The following is a 21,919-nucleotide window of genomic DNA, read 5'->3' as shown; positions in this document are numbered from 1 at the left end:
AAGAAGGTATGAAAGATTTTTTCAGTAAGTATATTAAGCTGAGGAAGCGTGAAGCCCAGATAATGGTCAAAAAGGCCAAAGTATCCAAGATGTGCTACGCATTCCTTGCACCATATGCAATTCTTTTCGCAATGTTTTTTGTCTTCCCGGTTGTAGCTTCAATATATTTTAGTTTTACTTACTACAATATATTGCAGCCACCGAGGTTTTTGGGATTGCAGAACTATGTTTCATTGATACTTGAGGATGATGTCTTCCTTACCAGTGTCAAGAATACGCTTATGATAGCGGTTATCACAGGACCTCTTGGATATATCATGTCATTCCTTTTTGCATGGCTTATCAATGAGCTTCCAAGATGGGTCAGATCCATTGCGGTTATCGTATTCTATGCACCATCTATAGCAGGTAACTGTTATGTAATCTTCTCTGTATTCTTCAGAGGAGATGCATATGGATACGTTAATGCAGCACTTATTAACCTTGGAATAATTGATTCACCTATTCTTTGGTTCGTAAATCCACAGTATATGCTTCCTATATGTATGCTGGTTATCCTGTGGATGAGTTTGGGAACAGGCTTCCTTTCCTTCGTAGCAGGTCTTCAGGGTGTCGATAAGGCACAGTTTGAAGCAGGTTACATGGATGGCGTTAAGAACAGATGGCAGGAACTGTGGTACATCACACTTCCTAACATGAAACCAATGCTTATGTTCGGTGCCGTTATGAGTATCACTCAGGCATTCGGCGTAGCTGATGTAACTATGGCCCTTTGTGGTAATCCAAGTACTGACTATGCAGCCAGCACAATCGTTACTCACCTTATAGACTATGGTTCACAGAGATTTGAAATGGGCTATGCGTGTGCAATAGCAACAATTCTGTTCCTTATGATGATCCTTTGTAACAAGTTAATTCAAAATCTGTTGAGAAGAGTTGGTACGTAAAATGAAGAAAAAGGAAAAAGTCGTAAAAGAAAAAGAATATCGTAAGCCCTTAGTGAAAAGAAGGAAGCCTAACCGTTCCATTATCGGCGACATATTCTTATATCTGTTTTTATTATTTATAGCAATAGTAATGGCTTTCCCAATCATATATGCGGTCAGCAGTGCCTTAAAGCCTCTGGATGAACTCTTTAAGTTCCCGCCGCGTATATTCCCTCAGAATCCGACATTGGATAACTTCTCGGATCTGTTTGTAACAATGGGTAAGAGCTGGGTTACATTCTCAAGATATCTGTTCAATACTGTATGGATCACATTTGCAGGTACATTTGGACATCTGATCATAGCTTCTATGGCAGCTTTCGTACTTGCTAAGTATGATTTCCCGGGTGGACAGACATTCTTCAAGATTATAACAGTTGCGATGATGTTCACAGGTTATGTTACACAGATTCCTAACTACCTGATCTTGAACAAGCTTGGATGGATTGATACATATTGGGCAATCATAATTCCTGCGTTCGCATCACCTATGGGACTCTTCCTTATGAAGCAGTTCATGGAAGGTCTTCCTACATCACTTATTGAAGCTGCCAAGATCGACGGTGCCAATGAGTGGAGAGTATTCTGGACAATTGTAATGCCTAATGTTAAGCCTGCATGGATGACACTTATCATCTTCTCAGTGCAGGGGCTTTGGAACAACAGAGCATCTACATATATCTACTCAGAAGAGCGTAAGACACTTGTATATGCACTTCAGCAGATTCAGGCAGGTGGTATTGCAAGAACAGGTCAGGGTGCAGCGGTTCTCGTTGTTGTAATGATTGTACCTATCATTATATTCGTTCTTTCAGAAAGCCAGATTCTTGAAACAATGGCTAGTTCTGGTTTGAAGGATTAAGGAGGGGACATGAAAAAAGCGACAATTAAGAGAATCCTCGCCGGGGCATGTGCGGTAGCGGTAGCAGTTCTTGCTCCGCTATCAGCAGTAGCTGCCGAGAGAAGCTACTCATATATTTATGACTATTGGGGAGATGTACAGGATGCACCTAATGCATATACCTGTAGCAAGGTTTTTACATCATCAGAACTTGGACTTGATGTAAAGCTCAAATCTCCACAGGGACTTACAGTAGTAGGCAATAAGCTGTATGTATGTGATACAGGTAATAACAGGATCATAGAGCTTAACAGACCTACACCTCAGACACTTGAAGTTGAGAGGATAATCGATTCGTTTAAAGGCGCTGACAACAGCACTTTTGCAGCACCTACAGATGTTCAGGTGTCAGATGATGGCAATTTCTTTATCGCTGATAGCGGTAATGCCAGAATCTTAAAGCTTGATAAAGACCTTAACTACATAATGGAATTCAATAAGCCCAATGATAAAACACTTGATCCGGCACTTGTATTCCAGCCTACAAAGGTATCCGTTGACTCCGCAGAGCGTGTTTACTGTGTAGCATCAGGTATCAACAAGGGTCTTGTCAAGTATGAATCAGATGGAACATTTGCCGGTTTCGTAGGAGCTACACCTGTTACCTACAACTGGACAGATTATATCTGGAAGAAGTTCGCAACACAGGAGCAGAGAGCTCTCATGCAGAACTTCGTACCTACTCAGTATGATAACCTCTATATGGATCATGAAGGATTCATATATGCTGTTACAGGTTCCGGTGAAGCAGAAGAAATCAAGAGCGGAAGCGTAGATGTTATCAGAAAGCTTAACCTTATGGGTAATGACATCCTTGTAAGAAACGGTGAATGGCCTGTTATAGGTGACCTCTACATGGGTAACGGCGGTGGTTATGAAGGCGCATCCTATTTTACAGATGTTACCTGCTTTGATAATGATATCTATGTATGCCTTGATAAGAACAGAGGCAGACTCTTTGCTTATGATGATCAGGGCAACATGGTGATCGCATTTGGTGGTAACGGTAACATGGATGGTTACTTCAGAAGACCTTCTGCTATCGATCATATGGACTACGATCTGTTCGTACTTGATGAACTTGACTGTGCTATCACTCTTTTCACACCTACTGAGTTCGGTCAACAGATCTACGAAGCTATCGATCAGTTCGATAAGGGCTTTTATGAAGAGTCAGAGCAGTCATGGCGCCAGGTTATGGCACTTGATGGCAACTATGATCTTGCTTATATAGGAATTGGTAGAGCACTTCTTCGTCAGAAAGATTACAAGGGTGCGATGGATTATTTCGAACTTAAGTATGACGCAGATAACTACTCCAAAGCTTATAAACAGTACAGAAAACAATGGGTAGAAGATCATATCGTAATAATAGTTATTGTTATCTTGGCTATATTCCTCATTCCGCTTGGCATTGAGAGATACAAGAAGATCAAGTGGGAAATAGAAAAGGCTGAAATTGATGATATGAAACGTAACGGAGGATGATATGCTTCAAGTTTTAACACAAAAGGATAAAAGGACTAAATACCTGGATTCGTTAAAGTTTGCCTTGTACTGCATGTCACATCCTCTTGATGGTTTCTGGGATCTCACTCATGAAAAACGAGGAACAATGGCTGCAGCCAACACGATTCTATTTGCAACAGTTTTGATTCGTGTTTTGAAGCTTCGCTTCACAAGCTTTATATTCTTAACGGTTTACTGGGAAGACTTAAATATTTTCTTATACATTGCAAGTATTCTTTTCCCACTTGCATTGTGGGTTATTGGTAACTGGGGACTTACAACACTATTTGATGGTAAAGGAAGACTTGGCCAGGTATACATGGCAACATGTTACGGCCTTACTCCTTATCCGCTTGTACAGCTTCCTCTGATGATCTTCAGTAATTATGTAACAGTAGATGAGCAGGAGTTCTATACAGTACTTAGCGGACTCACACTTGTCTACGCAGGAATACTGATAGTAACAGCCATGGGACAGATACATGAGTTTTCATTTGGTAAGAACATTTTATTCACAGTATTTACACTTTTTGCGATGCTGGTAATGATCTTTATCTTAATGATATTCTTCAGTATGATCTCACAGGGTGTCGCTTACTTTATCTCTTTAGGTAGAGAATTTCTATTTAGGTTGTAATGGGAGCTTATATGAAAAAAGAATTGACAGAAAGACAGGTAGAGAGACGAAACGCTATAAAAGAAACTCTCAAGAGTATGATTGCTCCTGTGATATTCCTGGCTATAATCGGAGCAATTGTATTTGCGGTCGTTACTTATCAGAATGCGGAAGTCCCACCTGAGATTATCGAACCAAACGCGTATACGGAAATCGAAGGACCTGTGGTTATCGAAAATGATTCATTAAAGCTTACTATGGATCCTGAGACCACACAGTTCGAACTGCTTGTAAAGTCAAGCGGTAAAGTATGGAAATCATGCCCTGATGGAAGTGAAGATGATCCCATCGCACTTCCTGAGGAGAAGGCAAAACTTCAGTCAACTCTTGTTATGTCTTTTAACACAGAGGCAGGTCTTGAAACCACATATGATTCATTCAACTATTCTGTAAAGAATAAGATCTATGAAGTAATACCCGGTGAAGACCAGATTGAAGTTAAATATTCACTTGGACAGGTTCAGAAAGAATTCGTAATTCCTCCGGTATGTACAGCAGAGGATTATGAGAAGTGGACCGGAGCTATGACCAAGGAAGGTCTTAATATCATAGGCGAGTATTACAAAAAGTATGATATTAATGATCTTGGTAAAAAGGATAATAAAGAAGAACTTCTTGCTAACTATCCTATATTAGAGACAAACGTTATATATGTTCTTCGTCCCGGTACTAAGGATAATGTTAAAAAGACAATTCAGAAGTATTTTGAAGAAGCCGGATACACATATGAACAGTATCTTGCTGACAAAGAACTCGATCTTTCAGAGACAGTCAATGACAAACCTATCTTCAATGTAAATGTTATCTACAGACTTGAAGGCGATGAGCTTGTTGTAGAGGTTCCTCTTAAAGAGCTTGAGTACAAATCAGATTATCCGATCTACACACTTTCAGTTCTTCCATATTTTGGAGCAGGTGGCAAAGATGATCAGGGATTCATGATGGTTCCTGAAGGCGGCGGTGCTATCATCAACTTCAATAATGGTAAGACTTCACAGAACAGTTATTATGCAAACGTTTATGGATGGGATATGTGCCTTTCACGTAAGGCCCTGGTTCATAACACAAGAGCATCATTTGGTGTATACGGAATATCTCAGGGTGATGATTCATTCATCTGTATGCTTGAAGATGGTAAGTCATATGCTTCCGTTCAGGCTGATATATCCGGCAAGAACAACAATTATAACTATGTAAATGCTGTATACAGCATCTGTCAGAGAGAGCAGTATGAAGTTGCAGATATCGCTAATTCCGAGATCTACAAATATCTCGAAGAACTTCCTGATGAGAATCTGTCTCAGAGATACAAATTCGTAGATTCAGGCAGCTATGTAGATATGGCTAAGGGTTATGGCTCTTATCTCCAGAATAAATATGGAGATTACATGGCACTTAACACTGATGCAGAAGCTCCTGTAGAAGTTGAGATCGTAGGTGCAGTTGACAAGGTTAAGCAGATTGTCGGTGTTCCTGTATCAAGGCCTCTTCCTCTTACAACATATGCAGAAGCACAGGGCATACTTGAAGATCTTAATGCAAACGGCTTTAACAATATGTCAGTTAAGATGTCAGGCTGGTGCAATGGTGGTGTAAGCCAGAAGCTCCTTGAGAATGTTAACCTTGTAGGCGGTCTTGGCGGCAAGAAGGATCTTACAGCTCTTAGTGATTATGCTAAGCAGCAGAACATTAACCTGTATCTTAACGGTGTAACACAGTATGAGTACAACTCAAATATCTTCGATGGTTTCTTCTCATACACAGATGCAGCTAAGTTCATCAACAAGGAAAGAGCAGAGCTCTATCAGTACAGTGCTGTAACATATGCTCAGAGAGAAGGCGCTAAGACATTCTACCTTCTTCATTCAACACTTGCCGGACAGATGTCTGACAATCTTGTAAATGCAGCAGCTGGCTACGGCGCAGGCGTATCATTCGAAGATGACGGTAAAGATCTTTCTGCTGACTATTATGTTAAGGATACTCACTCCAGAGAATCAGTTCTTAATTCTCAGGTTGCAAGATTCCAGGCAGTTAATGATTCTGGCCAGAACATTATGGTCAATATGGGTAACGACTATGTAGTTCCATATGCAAGCATGGTTACTAATATGGATCTTAGAGGAAATGATTACACAATCCTTGATGAATGTGTTCCTTTCTATCAGCTGGCTATACACGGATATGTAAACTACACAGGTTATCCTCTTAACATCTGCGGAGATGATGTACAGCAGCTTCTCTATAGCGCAGAGTATGGTGCAGGTCTTTCATTCACAGTTATGAAAGAATCTTCATTCGCACTTCAGAAGACACTTTACACAGAGTACTATGGATCAGACTATGATGCATGGCGCGACAGAATGGTAGAGTACTACACAAGATACAATGAACAGCTTGGACATGTATTCAATCAGGAAATGGTAGATCATCAGAACCTGTCAGGTACACTTTCTGTAACTACTTATGCTGATGGAACCAAGGTATATGTCAACTATGATTTTGAAGATGTAACAGCAGACGGTCAGACAATTCCTGCCAGAGATTATCTGGTAGTGAGATCATAAGCGGAAAGGATTTAATGATGAAGAAGCAAAAGAATAAACTGGCGGGTCTTCAAAAGAGAAAAGCCATTGCCGGATATTTGTTTATATCGCCATTTATTATTGGATTCCTTGCCTTTATGGTTAAGCCACTCTTACAGTCACTGCACATGAGCTTTTCTGAAGTAAGTCTTGGATCCGGTAACTTCACACTTACATTTAACAAACTCGAGAACCTAAAATATGCATTCAGAGTTGATCCTGAGTATACAAGACTTCTTGTAGAAGAGCTTGGAAGAATGGTTGTCTACTCACTGGCTATCATAGTATTTTCATTCTTCGTAGCACTTATACTTAATCAGAAGTTCAAGGGAAGAGCACTTGTACGTGCAATATTCTTCCTTCCGGTTATCCTTTCATCCGGTGTTATCTTAGGACTTGAAACCAATAACCAGCTTATGGCTACACTTGCAGCTCAGATCGAAGATACAACAAGCGGTGTTAGCATCACAGCAGCTCTGGAAGAGATCTTAAGAACTTCCGGAGTTGGTGTAAGAGCTTTTGAGAAGGTCTTCGAAGTTATTGATAATATCTATGATGTTGCTATAGCATCAGGTATTCAGATCATCATCTTCCTGTCAGGTCTTCAGACAATCTCAAGCAGTATGTATGAAGCAGCTGATATCGAAGGATGTACTAAGTGGGAAAGTCTTTGGAAGATCACATTCCCTATGATAAGCTCAATGTTCCTTGTTAACTGGATTTATACAGTAGTTGACTTCTGCATGAGATCTGATAACGAGGTTATTAAGAAGATTCAGGCTGTAATGATCGATCAGATGCAGTACGGCAGAGCTTCAGCGATGTCCTGGGTATACTTCATAGTTGTCCTGGCATTTATAGGAATCTCATCATTCCTGATCTCTAAGGAGGTTTACTACTATGACTAAAGCAAAGAATATCGAAAAGCTCGGATTCTGGGAGAGAAACAGGCGTTCAGGCGGATATCTCCTTAGAAAGAAGATCATAGAGATAGCTGTAAGTATCTGCAGATTCATCCTTTTGTTCGGAATGTGCTTCCTTATACTTCAGCCTATTCTGAATAAGATCTCTGTCAGCTTCATGACAGAGCAGGATCTGTATAACCCGATTGTTACTAATATCCCGGAGCACTTTACAACAGCCAATTACAAGATGGCATCAGATGTAATGTCTTATCCTAAGGCTCTTGTAAATTCAATCGTTATATCATTTACGATAGCTCTTTTACAGATTACTGTATGTACACTTGTTGGATATGGTTTTGCAAGATTCAAGTTCCCGCTTAAGAATATGTGGTTTGCTTGTGTAATCCTTGTAATCCTCATCCCTCCGCAGACAATCGTAAGTTCACTGTATCTGCACTTCAGATTCTTTGATATTTTTGGAATCATTAAACTCATAACAGGTGAGACTATAAACCTTAGAGGTTCCAAGCTTCCATATTATCTTATGAGTGCTACAGCGATGGGACTTAAGAATGGTCTTTATATCTATATGATAAGACAGTTCTTCAGAAACATCCCCGGTGATATGGAAGAGGCTGCATATGTTGACGGATGCGGCATGCTAAGGACATTTGCAAGGATCATGCTTCCACAGAGTAAGCCAATCCTTTCATCCTGCTTCCTGTTCGCATTTGTATGGCAGTGGACTGATGGATTCTACTCCAAGATGTTCCTTGGAACAACACCTCTTGTAAGTACATCACTTGCAAGAATCGTTGATTCACTTGGTGCATATATTCAGAGAATATCTGGAATCAAGACAACTATCTCAGTTGCTTATTCCAACTGTATCTTATCAACAGGTACACTTATGATCATTCTGCCACTTATTGTTATCTATCTCTTCGCACAGAGAGCATTCGTAGAGAGTATAAGTGCTACAGGTATTAAGATGTAATTGGGAGATTAAAATTGCCTTTGGCAATTTTAATTCCTGGATTGTAAACAATCCGTGGGATGTTAGAATTGCCTTTGGCAATTTTAACTCCTGAACTGTAAACAGTCCACCTTGTGGGGTCTGGTGTTCAGGCTCCACAGGAAACCAAAATAATGATATAATTTAAAGTTTACTTATGGTATTTAATTACTAGTTTAGGTATACTTTATAGGGGATCAAATTTTGAGAAGGAAGATTTCCACTATCAGTGGTTATCGATAAAACAATTTTTTCTTATGAAGGAGGAAAAATATGAAAAAGCAGTTAGCAAACAAAGCAATTGCTGTAGCAACAATCACAGCTATGTCAGCAGGTCTTGTTGCTTGTGGCGGTTCAGGTGATGCAGGTAATGCTGGAAATCAGGGAGATTCAGCTACTGATTCAACAGCTAATGAAGGCACAACAGATCAGGCATCAAATGAAGCTACAGAAGCTGAGGAAGAGGGTCCAAAGATTATCACAGATGAGAATGGTAATCCTATCGATCTTGGCGGAATGGAAATCATAGTTCGTGACTGGTGGTCTCCTGAAGAGCCGGCTGAGCCTTCAAACGACTATGAGGAATCTCTTGACGAGTATCGTGAGTGGATCCAGGAGACATACAACTTCAAGATTAAGCAGGTTGCTATTTCCGATTGGGGAACAACACCTCAGGATTTCGTAGACTATGTTACAACAGGCGGCGACGATAATAACTATGTATTCATCTTAAGAGGTGATGCAGCTATCGTTTCAGCTATGAACAATGGTCTTATGTATGACCTTGCAACTCTTGACTGCCTTGACTTCACACAGGATAAGTTCACATCAAACCTTATCCACGAGCAGTATTCTAAGGGCGATTCCATCTATGCTATGTCAGCTGGTATCGCTGAGCCTCGTACAGGTGTTTACTTCAACAAGAGACTTCTTACAGAAGCAGGTATCGATCCTGAAAGCATCTATGATATGCAGGCAGATGGCACATGGACATGGGATAAGTTCGAAGAGCTTATGGCTAAGTGTCAGAGAGATACAGATAACGATGGTGTCAATGATGTATATGGTCTTACACTTAACGAAGGTGTTATGACAACTGAAGCTGTATTCTCTAACGGCGGATCTTATGTAGCTAAGGATGCTGACGGTAAGTATGTATACAACCTTGAAGCTCCTGAGACTCAGGAAGCTCTTGAGTGGTGCGTAGATATGTATAACAAGTTCGACAACCACGATCCAGAAGGTGCTGAATGGGATTACTACAAGGAAGAGTTCGTTCAGGGACACGCTGCATTCATGGTAGAAGATGAGTATGCTGGCGGACCTGGTGCATTCCTTGCTGATATGGAAGATGAAGTTGGTTTCGTAATGTTCCCTAAGGGACCTAAGATGGACACTTATGTAAACGTATGGAGCAACAACCCAGCAGCTATTCCTGGATGCTATGATGCAGACAGAGCTTGGAAGATCGCATTCGCTTACAACCTCTACACAGAAGCTCCTGAAGGATACGAAGATTACAACGGATTCCTTTCAACAGCTCGTCAGGGTGTATTCGATGAAAGAGCAGTAACAGAGACAATCACAATGATGTCTGAGCCTGAGCACGGTACAGTTGCTTACCACGACATGATTCCTAACCTTAAGCTTGGTGAGGAGCTTGTATGGAGCATCGGACCTAACGCAGACGTTGCAGCTCTTACAGAAGCAATTGCTGATACATGGAAGGCTTATATCGACGAAGCTAACAAATAATTTTGGATCATTGATTCAAAGTAGAGAGCGCTTTTATACTAATAATAAACTTCTATTAAAAATAGTATAAGAGCATAAAACTTAAGAGGCGGTGCATGATGCATCGCCTCTTTTTAGAAAATGGATATGATGTATTTTATAGGTTTTATGTCTAAACTTCCAACTTGGGCGGCGCTGTGTCTGAGAAGATCTTGCATGGGCAGACAGAATATGAATCTTTGCCACGTTGTTAATTGTTTTATAATTCATGGCATGATAGATGAATTCTTTTATTCTGGGGTCCAAACTCGCTTCGCTCAAACATGTGGACCCCGGGCAGAATAAAAAATTCATCTATCATGCTCATGAATTTTATAAAACAATTAAAAAACGTAGCAAAGATTCATATTCTGTCTGCCCATGCAAAACCTTCTCAGACACGGCGCCGCCCAAGTTGGAAGTTTGAGTATAAATAATGCAGATAGATATATTAGTAATATAGATTTATAAGTAAAATGATATAGATAGTATATTGCTCAAGGAGATTATATGAAAAAGAAGGTAGTTAGCGTATTGCTGGCACTATTACTTGTTGGGTGCGGCGTATCAGGGAATGATAATGGTAATGGATCAGTGGATGATAAAGCTGCTAGTGGAGCAGTTACTAATGACAGTGCAAGTGCAGATGCATCAGAAACTGGCGATAGTGCTGATAATAATACCGGCAGTACTGACGATACTAGCGAGAGCTTGACAGGTGATACTAATGCAGATGCAAGTACTTTAGATTCAGATAAGGAGGCCCAAGAGATGGCTACTGAGATTGAAATTCCGGAATTAGATATAGCTCAAAAAGATATTCCTGATAATGATGGTCTTAAGTTCGTTCAGAATATGAAGCTTGGATACAATATTGGAAATACTTTTGATGCTTTTGTTGACAATGGTGTCAAAGATGACCTTACTATAGAGACAGCCTGGGGCAATGACAAAGTTACTAAAGATTATATAAAAGCTATACATGATAATGGTTTTAATACTGTAAGGATTCCTATAAGCTGGCACAATCATGTTGATGAAAATCTTCAGATCAATGAGGCATGGCTTGACCGCGTTCAGGAAGTTGTAGACTATGCAATAGAAGAAGATATGTATGTTATTATCAATATACATCATGATAATCACCTTGAAGCAAATGGCTTCTATCCTGACGAGGATCATAAAGAGCAGTCTCTTAAGTATGTAGAGTCTATCTGGACACAGGTTGCTGACAGATTCAAGGATTATGATGATAAGCTTGTATTTGAAGCTCTTAATGAGCCCAGACTTGTAGGTCACACTAATGAATGGTGGATCGATCCAAATAACGAAGACTGTAAAGAGGCTATTGCCATAATCAATGAACTTAATCAGAAGTTTGTAGATGTTGTAAGAGCATCCGGCAGTAATAACGAAAACCGCTATCTTATGTGCCCCGGATACTGCGCAAGTCCTGACGGAGTTCTTAATGATGGATTTGTGATTCCTACTGACAGTGCGGATAATAAGATAATCTTATCTATCCATGCATATACACCATATAGCTTTGCTCTTGAAAGCCCCGGTATTGATAATTTTGATGCAAGCTCATACGATAGCAGAAAAGATATTGACTATTTTATGGATAAAATATACTCAAAGTATATAAGTCAGGGTATCCCTGTTCTTATCGGAGAGTGCGGAGCAGTTGATAAGAATGGTAATCTTCAGGACAGAGTTGACTGGGCAGCATATTATACAGCTAAGGCAAGATCTTGCGGCCTTACTGTTACAATCTGGGACAATGGTGCATTTGCAGGTAACGGAGAACTTTTTGGTTTCATAAACCGTGACGACGGTACACTTGCATATCCCGAGGTTATGGAAGCAATGCTTAAGTACTGCGAATAACGTTGTTTAAGTATTGTGAATAATGTTGTTTAAGTACTACGAATAAAGTGGTTAGTTACTGCGAATAAAGTTGATTTGGTGCTTCGAATATCGTTTTATAATCAGGCGTTCCACTTATATATCAAATACAAGTTGGACGCTTGATATATGTCAGTGTAAAAAAGTCCGGGTGGGCATTCCCTGCTTGGACTTTTTTGATGTTATAATTTGTGGCGAAGAGTTTATCATAAGTCACATGATGGCATATAATATGGCAGATACATTTATATACTTGCAAAGAGAATTATATGTGGCAGGTACACTTATAAACTTGTAAAGATAATTATGAATGCGATAGTTCATAAAGAGTATTTCGGAGGGTGAGACTTGAATATTACTTTTGATATAAATGGAATTGAAGTTAAGGCAACGTATTCTGAAGATAATATAGACAATATCTTTATTCCTTTGCTGCAGAAAATGAAAGATCTGCATGACCAAAAAGGAAAAAGAGTACTTGTGATGCTTGCGGCTCCTCCTGGATGTGGGAAGAGCACTCTTTTGTCTTTTCTAAAATATCTATCAGAAAACACAGACGGTCTTACTCCGGTGACGGTAATAGGTATGGACGGTTTTCATAGGTATCAGGATTATCTTAAGACGCATTCTATCATAAGGGATGGACATAAGATTCCTATGATAGATGTAAAGGGTGCACCGGAGACCTTCGATCTTGATATGCTTCTTGATAAAGTAAAGCATGTAGCAGATGGAGATAGATGCTCGTGGCCTGATTATAACAGGATGACTCACAATCCGCAGGAAGATGCCACTATTGTAGATAGTAATATTGTAATACTTGAAGGTAATTATCTACTGCTTAAAGATGAAGGCTGGAACAGGCTCAAGGATTATGCAGACATGACTATCAGTGTTACAGCTGATACAGATATGCTCCATGCACGCCTTATAGACAGGAAGATTATGAGTGGCAAGGGAAGAAGTGAAGCAGAGCACTTCGTTGACTATAGCGATATGTACAATGTAAGAACAGTTCTGGACAGATCATCAGATGCAGATGTTATGCTTAAAGTCCTTGAAGATGGCAGTTATAAGTGTGTCGGCAATTTATAATGTTGTCTTGAAAGAATCTTATCAAGTCAATACCGGCTACGGATTTCGTGAGATAATATCTTTACCTTGAAATTGACCTATTTGGTACATTCTTGAATTTTATGTTCAAGAATGCATATGTAAACAAGTTCATGATTGCGTAATCTTTTTGACATTTTTAGGGATTAAATATATGTTATAGTTAATCTGTACGATTTTTTGCAAAAGGAGGTGCTTTCATGAGTATTACTGTTAACCTTAGATATACAGGCAAGAATGAATCTGCAGCCAAATTTGCAGAAGAAATGATAGGAAGCGGGACAGTTGCTGCTATCAGAGCCGAAGAAGGAAATCTAAGATATGAATACTATATCTCTATGGACAATCCTGAGACTATCCTTCTCATAGACAGCTGGGAGAATCAGGCAGCTATTGATGCTCACCATGCATCGCCTATGATGAAGACTATTGCAGAACTTCGTGATAAATATGATCTTCATATGACAGTTGAGAGGTATGTATCGGATGATAACATGCCTGATAAGGATGCAGCATTTATAAGAAAGTAGGAGGCTAGGCAGACTATGAAAGTGGTACTTGTTAACGGCTCACCGCATGTTAAGGGCAATGTGGCTGTTGCTCTAAATGAGATGGTAAAAGAATTTGAAAATGAGGGGATAGAAACTCAGATTCTTAATATCGGTATGAAGGATATAAGAGGATGTATCGCATGTGGCAGATGCGCTGAACTTGGAAGATGCACATTTGATGATATTGTCAATGAATCCGTGCACCTGTTTGAAGAGGCTGACGGTGTTGTATTTGCATCACCTGTATACTATGCCTCAGCCAATGCTACGCTTATAGCATTTCTGGACAGACTTTTCTATAGCTCACATTTTGACTGGACCATGAAAGTCGGTGCCAGCGTAGTTGTGGCTAGAAGAGGCGGATTGTCAGCAACTTTTGATGAGATCAATAAGTACTTTACTATATCAGGTATGCCGGTAGCTTCAAGCTATTACTGGAACAGTGTCCACGGCGGCGCTGACGGCGAAGCAAGAGGCGATGCAGAGGGCCTTTTTGACATGAGAGCTCTTGCAAGAAATATGTCTTTTCTTATGAAGAGTATAGCCCTTGGCAAAGAGAAGTTTGGACTTCCCAAGAAAGAGCAGCATGCATGGACCAATTTTGTAAGAGAAGATCTGCTTGGATGATAATTGATTATTTATAGATTTTTTATTGTTGTATACTTGATAAAAATGTAAAGTGACGTCATAATAAATTGTACACAATCAAATATTTCGATTGGAGGTTTATTATGTCAGTAGCAGTTCGATATTTATCAAAATCAGGAAATACAAAGAAAGTGGCTGAGGCTTTTGCTAGAGTTGCAGGAGTTGATGCTATATCTGTTGATCAGGAAGGTGCTAAGATCACTGAAAGAGTTGATACATTATTTATAGGCGGCGCTTTATATGCGTATGGAATTGACAATGTATTAAAAGAATACATTGCAGGTATCGATGCATCTAAAATTGGAAGAGCAGTTGTATTCTCTACTTCATGGCTTTCCAAGCATGCACTTGATCTTATTGCAAAAGGGCTCAAGGAAAAGGGCATTGAGGTAGTATCTGAAACCTTCTACCTTAAGAGTAAGGCTGTTGATTCTAATATCGCAGCTGCAGAAGAGTTTGCGAAGAGGGTTCTATGACTTGGAAATACATCCATGCATTTCCGGAAAAGTCTGAATTACATCCTGTAATATGACTTGGAAATGCATCCGATAAAATAACACCAAGGCGAGACTTTTAACTCGTTTCATACATTTTTGATCTATAAAACAAAAATCTTTCATCTTAACCAAAACCAGGTTTAGGTGAAAGATTTTTGTGCTATAATTCATGGAATATGACTATAATAAATAAAAATAAGAGGACAACAATGAAATCCGGCAATGACACTTCTATAAAATCAACTTCATCTACTGTAAATGTCTCAGAAACAAGTAAAAATCCAAATGCAGATTCATATTCATACAAGAAGCCTATATGGACAAAGCTTCCTATCGTGATCCTTACAGCAATCTTTTGCTGCACTTTATGGGGAAGCGCTTCGCCTGCTATCAAGATAGGATATGAACTATTCGCTATAGCAGCAGGTGATACACCATCAAGGATCCTTTTTGCAGGAACCAGATTCATAATCGCAGGTATTATGGTCATCATCTTTGGAAGCATTCTTCAGAAAAAGGTACTGATCCCAAAGAGATCATCTATTGGATACATCCTGGTACTTGCCTGCTTCCAGACTATACTTCAGTACATTTTCTTCTATATGGCACTTGCTTTTACATCAGGTGTTAGAGGGTCCATCATTAATGCAGCAGGCAGCTTTTTTAGTATACTTCTTGCTGTATATGCTTTTAGATTTGAAAAGCTCTCTGTCCGTAAGGCTGCAGGTATGCTTATAGGTTTTGCCGGAGTATTTCTCTGCGTTACAGGTGGTAGCGCATCCTTCCTTGAAGGAGGGTTCTCTATTCAGGGCGAGGGAGCGATGCTTATTGCAGCATTTGCAAGTGCTGTTGCGGGATGTTTTATTAAGCTCTTTTCCCAAAAAGAGAATCCTGTGATATTGTCAGGCTATCAGTTCTTCATAGGTGGGATCGTCATGAGCATAGTCGGAAAGCTTATGGGCGGGAATCTAACCATCGTGTCTGCAGGAAGTATACCGCTTCTTGTCTATATGGCATTCATATCTGCTGGTGCATATACATTATGGGGAGTACTCCTTAAATATAATCCTGTTAGTACTGTTACAGTACTGGGTTTCGTCAATCCTGTGATGGGAGTTATATTATCTGCGATATTCCTTCATGAAGGCGCGGAGGCACTTAGTATCTATACTCTTATAGCGCTTGTGCTTGTAAGTCTTGGAATATATATCATCAATAAGAAAAGTAAATAGAATAATATAACTGGAACTTCGCATCTGCCTCAGAGGGTGGCGTATGTTTGGCAGATGCGAAGTTTGAGCAATATAAATGTATTTGCTGATAACTGCCAGTGAATACTCGAGAGGAAAGAGTAGCTGGCAAAAGAAAGCCAGAAGAAATATTCAGGAATTAGTGCGATCCTCCGATATACATATATCTGAATGTTTGTTTACAATATCAATTTAAAGAGGTGGTATTAAAGCCATTGCTTTAGTTTGGTACTAAGACTTTATATGGAGTTTTCAGGTATAAAGAGAGGTTATCTATGAATCAAAAGAAAAAGATTTCTGCTATATTTCTGGCACTTGTTGCCTTGTTTGTATTTCTGGCTCCGTCTAAGCTTCCTGCAAGAGCTGCTGGAACTGTAAGTATTACTTCGGCTCAGATTGAAGGAAGTAATGTAATAGTCAAGGCGTCTGCGTCATCTGTACTTTCAAGCGATGACGGATTGTACCATTTGTTTGCGCTTAAGATGTACGAAGCTTCGCCGTCGGGAACTCCTGTTGCAAGTGCAGCTGCAGGTACTAGTGCGACATTTTCTTTTGCCCTGAATAAGGGAACTGCAAGTTCTCATCTGTATGACAAGTTTGCAGTTGCTACCTTAAATAGTGGCAGCTACACAATAGTTAGTAACTTCCATTACATAACTAACCCGGAAGCTCTGGCAACCAATACGTCTTCAAGGAAAAACGAATCCAACAAAAAGGGAATCTGGGGCAATAACCTTGGAGGTCTTAATGCAGGTCAGACTGCCTATAACTTTAATATCCACCAGTTCAGCATAAGCGAATCTTCCAGCGGCAACTGGAATTATAATGGCAAGACCTGGTCTATCACAGGTAACTTCTCAGGCTATGACGAGCTGATGAAAAAGTATAACAATCAAGGCCTTGCAGTAACGATGGTGGTTCTAAATGGCTATAAGGATGCGGAGTTTGTCTATCCTACGGCAAGGGATGGCGGCGGATCCTGTCCTTATTATATGCTCAATACTGCTGATCAAAGAGGTCTTGAGAAGCTTGAAGCTCTGATGTCTTATATCAGTAACCGCTATAACGGAAGTACTGGACATGGCCAGATCGATAACTGGGTTATAGGCAATGAAGTTAATGCGTATCTGTCATGGAACTATCTGCCATATACTGATGTTGCAACCTACTCAAGAATATATGCTGATAGTCTTAGGATCTGCTACAACGCTATCATGAGTGAGAACAAAAACGCCAATGTCTGCATGTGTATCGACCAGATGTGGGACAGAAACAGAACTTCTGATCCGACTTTCTACGATGGAAGAGATGTTCTTGACAATGTCAATGCTTATATTAAGTCAGAAGGTAACATTAACTGGGGACTTGCACAGCATCCGTACAATACTCCCTTGTACTGGACACCATTCTGGACTCCGATGACGCCATATTATGGGTCACTTATAAGTCATGATGCAGGCACAGATATGCTTACAATGGAGAATATAGAAGTTCTCACGGATTATCTGTGTCAGTCAGCTTATCTTAATAATAAAGGTCAGGTAAGACCTGTATATCTGACAGAATGTGGCTATAGCTCAGCGGTATACGGTGATCAGAACTCGCAGGCTGCGGGAATCATATATGCCTACAACAGAGTTATCCGGAACCAGTATATAAAAGGTATATTTATCAAAAATCTTGAAGAAAGCGGCGAAGAGATAGCGCAGAACCTGTACTTCGGAATCCTCGATTCAAGCGGCAATCAAAAAGTTGCATATGCCTACTTCAGGGATATGAACACTGGCGGTTCTGATAATGCAGTAGCTTTTGCCCAGTCCATAATAGGAGCAGATAAGTGGGCTAATGACATGAGTGCGTATTCAAGGTAAAAGGGACTTAACCATAGAAGATAATAAGTTAGATGATGCAGCATGGACCAGGATATAAAATCTCTTGATCTGTAAGGGGATGGAACGAACAGAGGTACAGTTTGCATTTAGATGGTAAAACGTGCGAATGTATACGTATTGTAATTGACTACGCATATATAGCAATGAGATAATATTAAAGAGCAGCGCGATGAAGAGCTTATAGACTCTCAAGGCGCTGCCTTTTTATTTTTTAGAATCGTTGGACCTTGGCTCGTTGGAGCCGGAAGGAGGACTATGGGTAGGAAGAATTTTCTAAAAAGTTATGGTTTCATTATGGCTATGCTGATAGCTATCGTTGCAGGCTGCATTGTCGGATGGATATGGCCTGTTGTAACAGGGGAGGATGGCAGCACTATATCAAGCGGTGCCACTGTTCTTGAACCACTAGGTAAGCTGTTTATAAACCTTATGTTCTGCGTAGTTGTGCCTATGGTATTTTTCTCAATATCAAGTGCCATTGGTAATATGCAAAGTCCCAAAAGGGCAGGCAAGATACTTGGAACCACTATTGCGACATTCTTTGTAACAGGTCTTATTGCTGCAGTTTTATTTTATATAGTCATGATGGTGATCCCGCCTGTTACACATACATATGATCTTACTGAAGGCGAGATTGGTGATACTATTTCGATTCCGCAGATGATCATTAACTTCTTTACAGTTGAAGACTTCACAGCTCTTTTTTCAAGAAGAGCGATGCTGCCTCTTATCGTAGCATCTGTATTTACGGGCTTTGGAATTCAGGGATGCGGCGGATCACAGTCTATTGTAGGCAAGTTCTTCTCTAACATGACTGAAGTTATCATGCGCATCGTTAAGCTTATCACTTACTATGCACCTATCGGATTCTTTGGATTCTTTGCAAGTCTTGTAGCTACATACGGACCTGACCTTATCGGTGACTATTCAAGAGCGCTTATTACTTATTATGTATTTTGTTTCGTATACATGTTTGTTTCATTCCCTCTGTATGCATGGTTTGGCGGCGGCAAAAAGGGTATATCAGTTATGTTCTCGCACCTGTTCAGACCTGCAGTTACAGCATTTGGAACATGCTCATCTGTTGCAACCATCCCTACCAATATGGAAGTTGCGCAGGAATCCGGTGTGCCTAAGGATGTAACGGATATAGTCCTTCCTATGGGCGCTACAATGCATATGGATGGCTCATCAATGTCTGCAATCCTCAAGGTTGCTTTCCTCTTTGGAATATTCGGTATGGACTTTACCGGTGGCAGAGCTGTCCTTGCTATCATAATAGCTGTGTTCTCATCAGTAGCTATGTCAGGAATCCCGGGAGGCGGCGGAGTAGGAGAACTTGTCCTTGTAACCATGTTCTTCCCTGATCAGATGGCAATTGCATATCCTATAGCTCTTGCGCTTGGCAATCTCATCGATCCTCCTGCAACTATGGTCAATGCAGCAGGGGATTATGTAGTTAGCTTCATCGTTGCAAGATTTACTGATGGTAAGGATTGGATCAATAAAAAAGTGTCTAAGAGCAAAGCGAGCGAAAAAGCGAGCTGAAAAAAAAATAACTGAAACTTCCAAGCGGGAAGTTTGAGTAGATAATATTTTTAGAAATAAACTGAAATTATAAAACCACAAAAGCAGTAGATAGGGGGTGTACCGTGTCTACTGCTTTTTATGTGCAGGTAAAAGTGTGCTTGCGTGTAAACTTAAAGAAGTTGTATTATTGTTATGTAAACACTTACATTTATATGGGGAGACATTTTTATGCGAGATCTTGACTATCTTAAGCTTTTAAGCCAGAAATATCCAAATTCAAGAAAGGCTGGTGCAGAAATCATCAATCTTCGTGCGATCTGTGCACTTCCAAAGGGAACAGAATATTTTTTCTCAGATCTTCATGGAGAGGATAGGAGCTTCGTGCACCTTCTTAGGAGCTCATCAGGTATCATACGGGCCAAGATCACAGAGACCTTTGGAGATATGTTATCTAGTCAGGAGCAGCTTTATCTAGCTAACCTTATATATTATCCTGATAGAATTATTTCAAATGCCAGACAGACGGGCGTAGATAATGCTGAGTGGCAGAAGATTACCATATTTAGGCTCGTTCAGATAGTAAAATGTGTTGGTAGAAAGTATACAAGGTCCAAGGTTCGTAAGAAGATGCCTGAGGATTATGCCTATGCTATAGATGAACTTTTGCACAATGATGCCAAGGATGTTGACAAGAAGCAGTATTATCAGGAGATCATAAACGGTATCATAGACGTGGATGCAGGAGATGAGTTCATCACAGCCCTGTGCGGTCTTATTCAGAACCTGACTATAGATTCACTTCATATAATCGGTGATATATTCGACAGAGGACCTCATGCTGATGTTATCATGAACGAGCTTATGAATTTCCACGACGTTGATATCCAGTGGGGCAATCATGACGTTAGCTGGATGGGCGCTGCCTGCGGCAATACAGCCTGCATAGCCAATGTACTTAGGATTGCGACCAGCTATAACTCTTTTGACGTACTTGAGGATGGTTATGGTATCAACCTTCGTCCTCTTTCTATGTTTGCTGCAAGCACATATGCGGATGATCCATGTGATAATTTCAAGATACATCAGCTTGATGAGAACAAGTACGACTCTGTAGAGCCCGAGCTTGCTGCCAAGATGTGTAAGGCTATCTCTATCATACAGTTCAAGCTTGAAGGACAGCTTATAATGCAGCATCCGGAATACGAGATGGAAGACAGGCTCCTTCTTAATAACATCGACTATGACAAGCATACAGTTACAATAGATGGCGCAACTTATAAGCTTAAGGACTGGAACTTCCCTACAGTTGATCCGCTCCACCCTTATAATCTGACGATTGAAGAGGGTGAACTCATCCATACCCTTAAGATGAGCTTTATTCATTCGCCGCTTCTGCATAAGCATATACGATTTATATACTCCCACGGAGCTATGTACAAGATATGCAACAATAACCTCCTTTACCACGGCTGCATTCCTATGAATAATGACGGATCGTTTGTTGAGATCAGTAATGCAGACGGATCATTCTCCGGCAGAAGCCTTATGGATTATCTGAACCAGATGTGCATTGACGCATATTTTCTGGATGAGGTTACAGATCCTGTCAGGAAAAGAAAAGCAGTAGACCTTATGTGGTATCTGTGGTGCGGCAAGAATTCGCCTCTTTTTGGCAAAGACAAGATAACAACATTCGAGCACTATTTTGTCGATGATAAGGCAGCTTGTAAAGAGACTTTTAATGCATATTATTCATATACTGATAATAAAGAATATGTTGAAAAGATATTGAGTGAGTTTGGTCTGGGCTGCGCAGGATCTCATATAATCAACGGACATGTTCCTGTTGAAGTTAAGAATGGAGAGAGCCCTGTCAAAGCTGATGGAAAGCTCTATGTCATAGATGGAGGATTGTCCAAGGCATATCATGAAAAGACAGGAATAGCAGGGTATACACTTATCTGCAACTCTCATCACCTTGCCCTTGCTGTTCACAGGAGCTTCACACCCGGGCAGGAATATACGCCCAAGATAGTAAGCACTGAGGAGTTTGAGAAGAGAGTTATGGTAAGGGATACTGATGTCGGACGAGAACTTAAGAAGCAGATAGATGATCTCAAGGAACTAATGGAAGCATACAAGAACGGCCTTATCAAGGAGAAGTGATATAAGAAGTGCAT

17 protein-coding genes are annotated in these 21,919 nt (G+C 40.2%); all 17 read left to right on the top strand.

Going from position 1 to position 21,919, the window contains the following annotated elements:
* Positions 1-8: 8 nt before the first annotated feature.
* The 17 genes from I7804_RS12860 (at position 9) to I7804_RS12780 (ending at position 21,905) form a co-directional block, all read left to right on the top strand.
* Positions 9-947 (top strand): carbohydrate ABC transporter permease, encoded by a 939-nt coding sequence (locus tag I7804_RS12860; protein WP_027205452.1) that lies wholly within the window; start codon positions 9-11, stop codon positions 945-947.
* Position 948: 1 nt separating this feature from the next.
* On the top strand, positions 949-1,848 hold the full coding sequence (locus tag I7804_RS12855) for a carbohydrate ABC transporter permease (RefSeq protein ID WP_022754996.1): 900 nt from the start codon (positions 949-951) through the stop codon (positions 1,846-1,848).
* A gap of 9 nt (positions 1,849-1,857) precedes the next feature.
* Positions 1,858-3,375 carry a hypothetical protein gene (locus I7804_RS12850; protein ID WP_022754997.1) on the top strand — a complete coding sequence of 506 codons (1,518 nt, stop codon included), beginning with the start codon at positions 1,858-1,860 and terminating at the stop codon, positions 3,373-3,375.
* Between the two features lies 1 nt (position 3,376).
* Positions 3,377-4,033 carry a YIP1 family protein gene (locus I7804_RS12845; RefSeq protein WP_022754998.1) on the top strand — a complete coding sequence of 219 codons (657 nt, stop codon included), beginning with the start codon at positions 3,377-3,379 and terminating at the stop codon, positions 4,031-4,033.
* 11 nt (positions 4,034-4,044) lie between these two features.
* Positions 4,045-6,639: a DUF5696 domain-containing protein gene (locus I7804_RS12840; protein WP_155242088.1), complete on the top strand. Its 2,595-nt coding sequence runs from the start codon at positions 4,045-4,047 to the stop codon at positions 6,637-6,639.
* Between the two features lie 14 nt (positions 6,640-6,653).
* Positions 6,654-7,565, top strand: coding sequence for a carbohydrate ABC transporter permease (locus I7804_RS12835; RefSeq protein ID WP_242829488.1), 912 nt, complete (start codon positions 6,654-6,656; stop codon positions 7,563-7,565).
* A complete protein-coding gene (locus I7804_RS12830; protein ID WP_092042927.1) occupies positions 7,558-8,559 on the top strand; it encodes a carbohydrate ABC transporter permease in 1,002 nt (333 codons plus the stop codon). The genes I7804_RS12835 and I7804_RS12830 overlap by 8 nt, the downstream gene beginning before the upstream one ends.
* Positions 8,560-8,850: 291 nt before the next feature.
* On the top strand, positions 8,851-10,332 hold the full coding sequence (locus tag I7804_RS12825) for an extracellular solute-binding protein (protein ID WP_248403776.1): 1,482 nt from the start codon (positions 8,851-8,853) through the stop codon (positions 10,330-10,332).
* A gap of 528 nt (positions 10,333-10,860) precedes the next feature.
* A complete protein-coding gene (locus I7804_RS12820) occupies positions 10,861-12,240 on the top strand; it encodes a glycoside hydrolase family 5 protein (protein WP_248403775.1) in 1,380 nt (459 codons plus the stop codon).
* 366 nt (positions 12,241-12,606) lie between these two features.
* Positions 12,607-13,353, top strand: a complete 747-nt coding sequence (locus I7804_RS12815; RefSeq protein ID WP_248403774.1) for a nucleoside/nucleotide kinase family protein — start codon at positions 12,607-12,609, stop codon at positions 13,351-13,353.
* A 218-nt stretch (positions 13,354-13,571) separates the two neighbouring features.
* Positions 13,572-13,901, top strand: a complete 330-nt coding sequence (locus tag I7804_RS12810) for a putative quinol monooxygenase (RefSeq protein WP_248403773.1) — start codon at positions 13,572-13,574, stop codon at positions 13,899-13,901.
* A gap of 15 nt (positions 13,902-13,916) precedes the next feature.
* Positions 13,917-14,549: a flavodoxin family protein gene (locus tag I7804_RS12805; protein WP_248403772.1), complete on the top strand. Its 633-nt coding sequence runs from the start codon at positions 13,917-13,919 to the stop codon at positions 14,547-14,549.
* A 104-nt stretch (positions 14,550-14,653) separates the two neighbouring features.
* Complete coding sequence (locus tag I7804_RS12800) at positions 14,654-15,046, top strand: flavodoxin family protein (RefSeq protein ID WP_248403771.1); 393 nt, start codon at positions 14,654-14,656, stop codon at positions 15,044-15,046.
* 230 nt (positions 15,047-15,276) lie between these two features.
* Positions 15,277-16,299 (top strand): DMT family transporter, encoded by a 1,023-nt coding sequence (locus tag I7804_RS12795; RefSeq protein ID WP_248403770.1) that lies wholly within the window; start codon positions 15,277-15,279, stop codon positions 16,297-16,299.
* A 293-nt stretch (positions 16,300-16,592) separates the two neighbouring features.
* Entirely contained in the window at positions 16,593-18,188 is a 1,596-nt protein-coding gene (locus I7804_RS12790) for a DUF5722 domain-containing protein (protein ID WP_248403769.1), read from the top strand.
* A 276-nt stretch (positions 18,189-18,464) separates the two neighbouring features.
* A complete protein-coding gene (locus I7804_RS12785) occupies positions 18,465-19,757 on the top strand; it encodes a dicarboxylate/amino acid:cation symporter (RefSeq protein WP_248403768.1) in 1,293 nt (430 codons plus the stop codon).
* A 210-nt stretch (positions 19,758-19,967) separates the two neighbouring features.
* On the top strand, positions 19,968-21,905 hold the full coding sequence (locus I7804_RS12780) for a fructose-1,6-bisphosphatase (RefSeq protein ID WP_248403767.1): 1,938 nt from the start codon (positions 19,968-19,970) through the stop codon (positions 21,903-21,905).
* Positions 21,906-21,919: the final 14 nt, after the last annotated feature.

The organism is Butyrivibrio fibrisolvens, assembly GCF_023206215.1.
Classification (GTDB): domain Bacteria; phylum Bacillota; class Clostridia; order Lachnospirales; family Lachnospiraceae; genus Butyrivibrio; species Butyrivibrio fibrisolvens_C.
The sequence above is the reverse complement of the archived record's forward strand: the minus strand, read 5'-3'. Positions and strand labels throughout refer to the sequence as shown.

Excerpts from the sequence above, each read along its gene's own strand:
- I7804_RS12855 (WP_022754996.1), top strand. The coding sequence starts at position 949 with ATGAAGAAAAAGGAAAAAGTCGTAAAAGAAAAAGAATATCGTAAGCCC.
- I7804_RS12785 (WP_248403768.1), top strand. The coding sequence starts at position 18,465 with ATGGGTAGGAAGAATTTTCTAAAAAGTTATGGTTTCATTATGGCTATG.
- I7804_RS12860 (WP_027205452.1), top strand. The coding sequence starts at position 9 with ATGAAAGATTTTTTCAGTAAGTATATTAAGCTGAGGAAGCGTGAAGCC.
- I7804_RS12845 (WP_022754998.1), top strand. The coding sequence starts at position 3,377 with ATGCTTCAAGTTTTAACACAAAAGGATAAAAGGACTAAATACCTGGAT.
- I7804_RS12840 (WP_155242088.1), top strand. The coding sequence starts at position 4,045 with ATGAAAAAAGAATTGACAGAAAGACAGGTAGAGAGACGAAACGCTATA.
- I7804_RS12830 (WP_092042927.1), top strand. The coding sequence starts at position 7,558 with ATGACTAAAGCAAAGAATATCGAAAAGCTCGGATTCTGGGAGAGAAAC.
- I7804_RS12800 (WP_248403771.1), top strand. The coding sequence starts at position 14,654 with ATGTCAGTAGCAGTTCGATATTTATCAAAATCAGGAAATACAAAGAAA.
- I7804_RS12825 (WP_248403776.1), top strand. The coding sequence starts at position 8,851 with ATGAAAAAGCAGTTAGCAAACAAAGCAATTGCTGTAGCAACAATCACA.
- I7804_RS12780 (WP_248403767.1), top strand. The coding sequence starts at position 19,968 with ATGCGAGATCTTGACTATCTTAAGCTTTTAAGCCAGAAATATCCAAAT.
- I7804_RS12850 (WP_022754997.1), top strand. The coding sequence starts at position 1,858 with ATGAAAAAAGCGACAATTAAGAGAATCCTCGCCGGGGCATGTGCGGTA.
- I7804_RS12810 (WP_248403773.1), top strand. The coding sequence starts at position 13,572 with ATGAGTATTACTGTTAACCTTAGATATACAGGCAAGAATGAATCTGCA.
- I7804_RS12790 (WP_248403769.1), top strand. The coding sequence starts at position 16,593 with ATGAATCAAAAGAAAAAGATTTCTGCTATATTTCTGGCACTTGTTGCC.
- I7804_RS12820 (WP_248403775.1), top strand. The coding sequence starts at position 10,861 with ATGAAAAAGAAGGTAGTTAGCGTATTGCTGGCACTATTACTTGTTGGG.
- I7804_RS12835 (WP_242829488.1), top strand. The coding sequence starts at position 6,654 with ATGATGAAGAAGCAAAAGAATAAACTGGCGGGTCTTCAAAAGAGAAAA.
- I7804_RS12805 (WP_248403772.1), top strand. The coding sequence starts at position 13,917 with ATGAAAGTGGTACTTGTTAACGGCTCACCGCATGTTAAGGGCAATGTG.
- I7804_RS12795 (WP_248403770.1), top strand. The coding sequence starts at position 15,277 with ATGAAATCCGGCAATGACACTTCTATAAAATCAACTTCATCTACTGTA.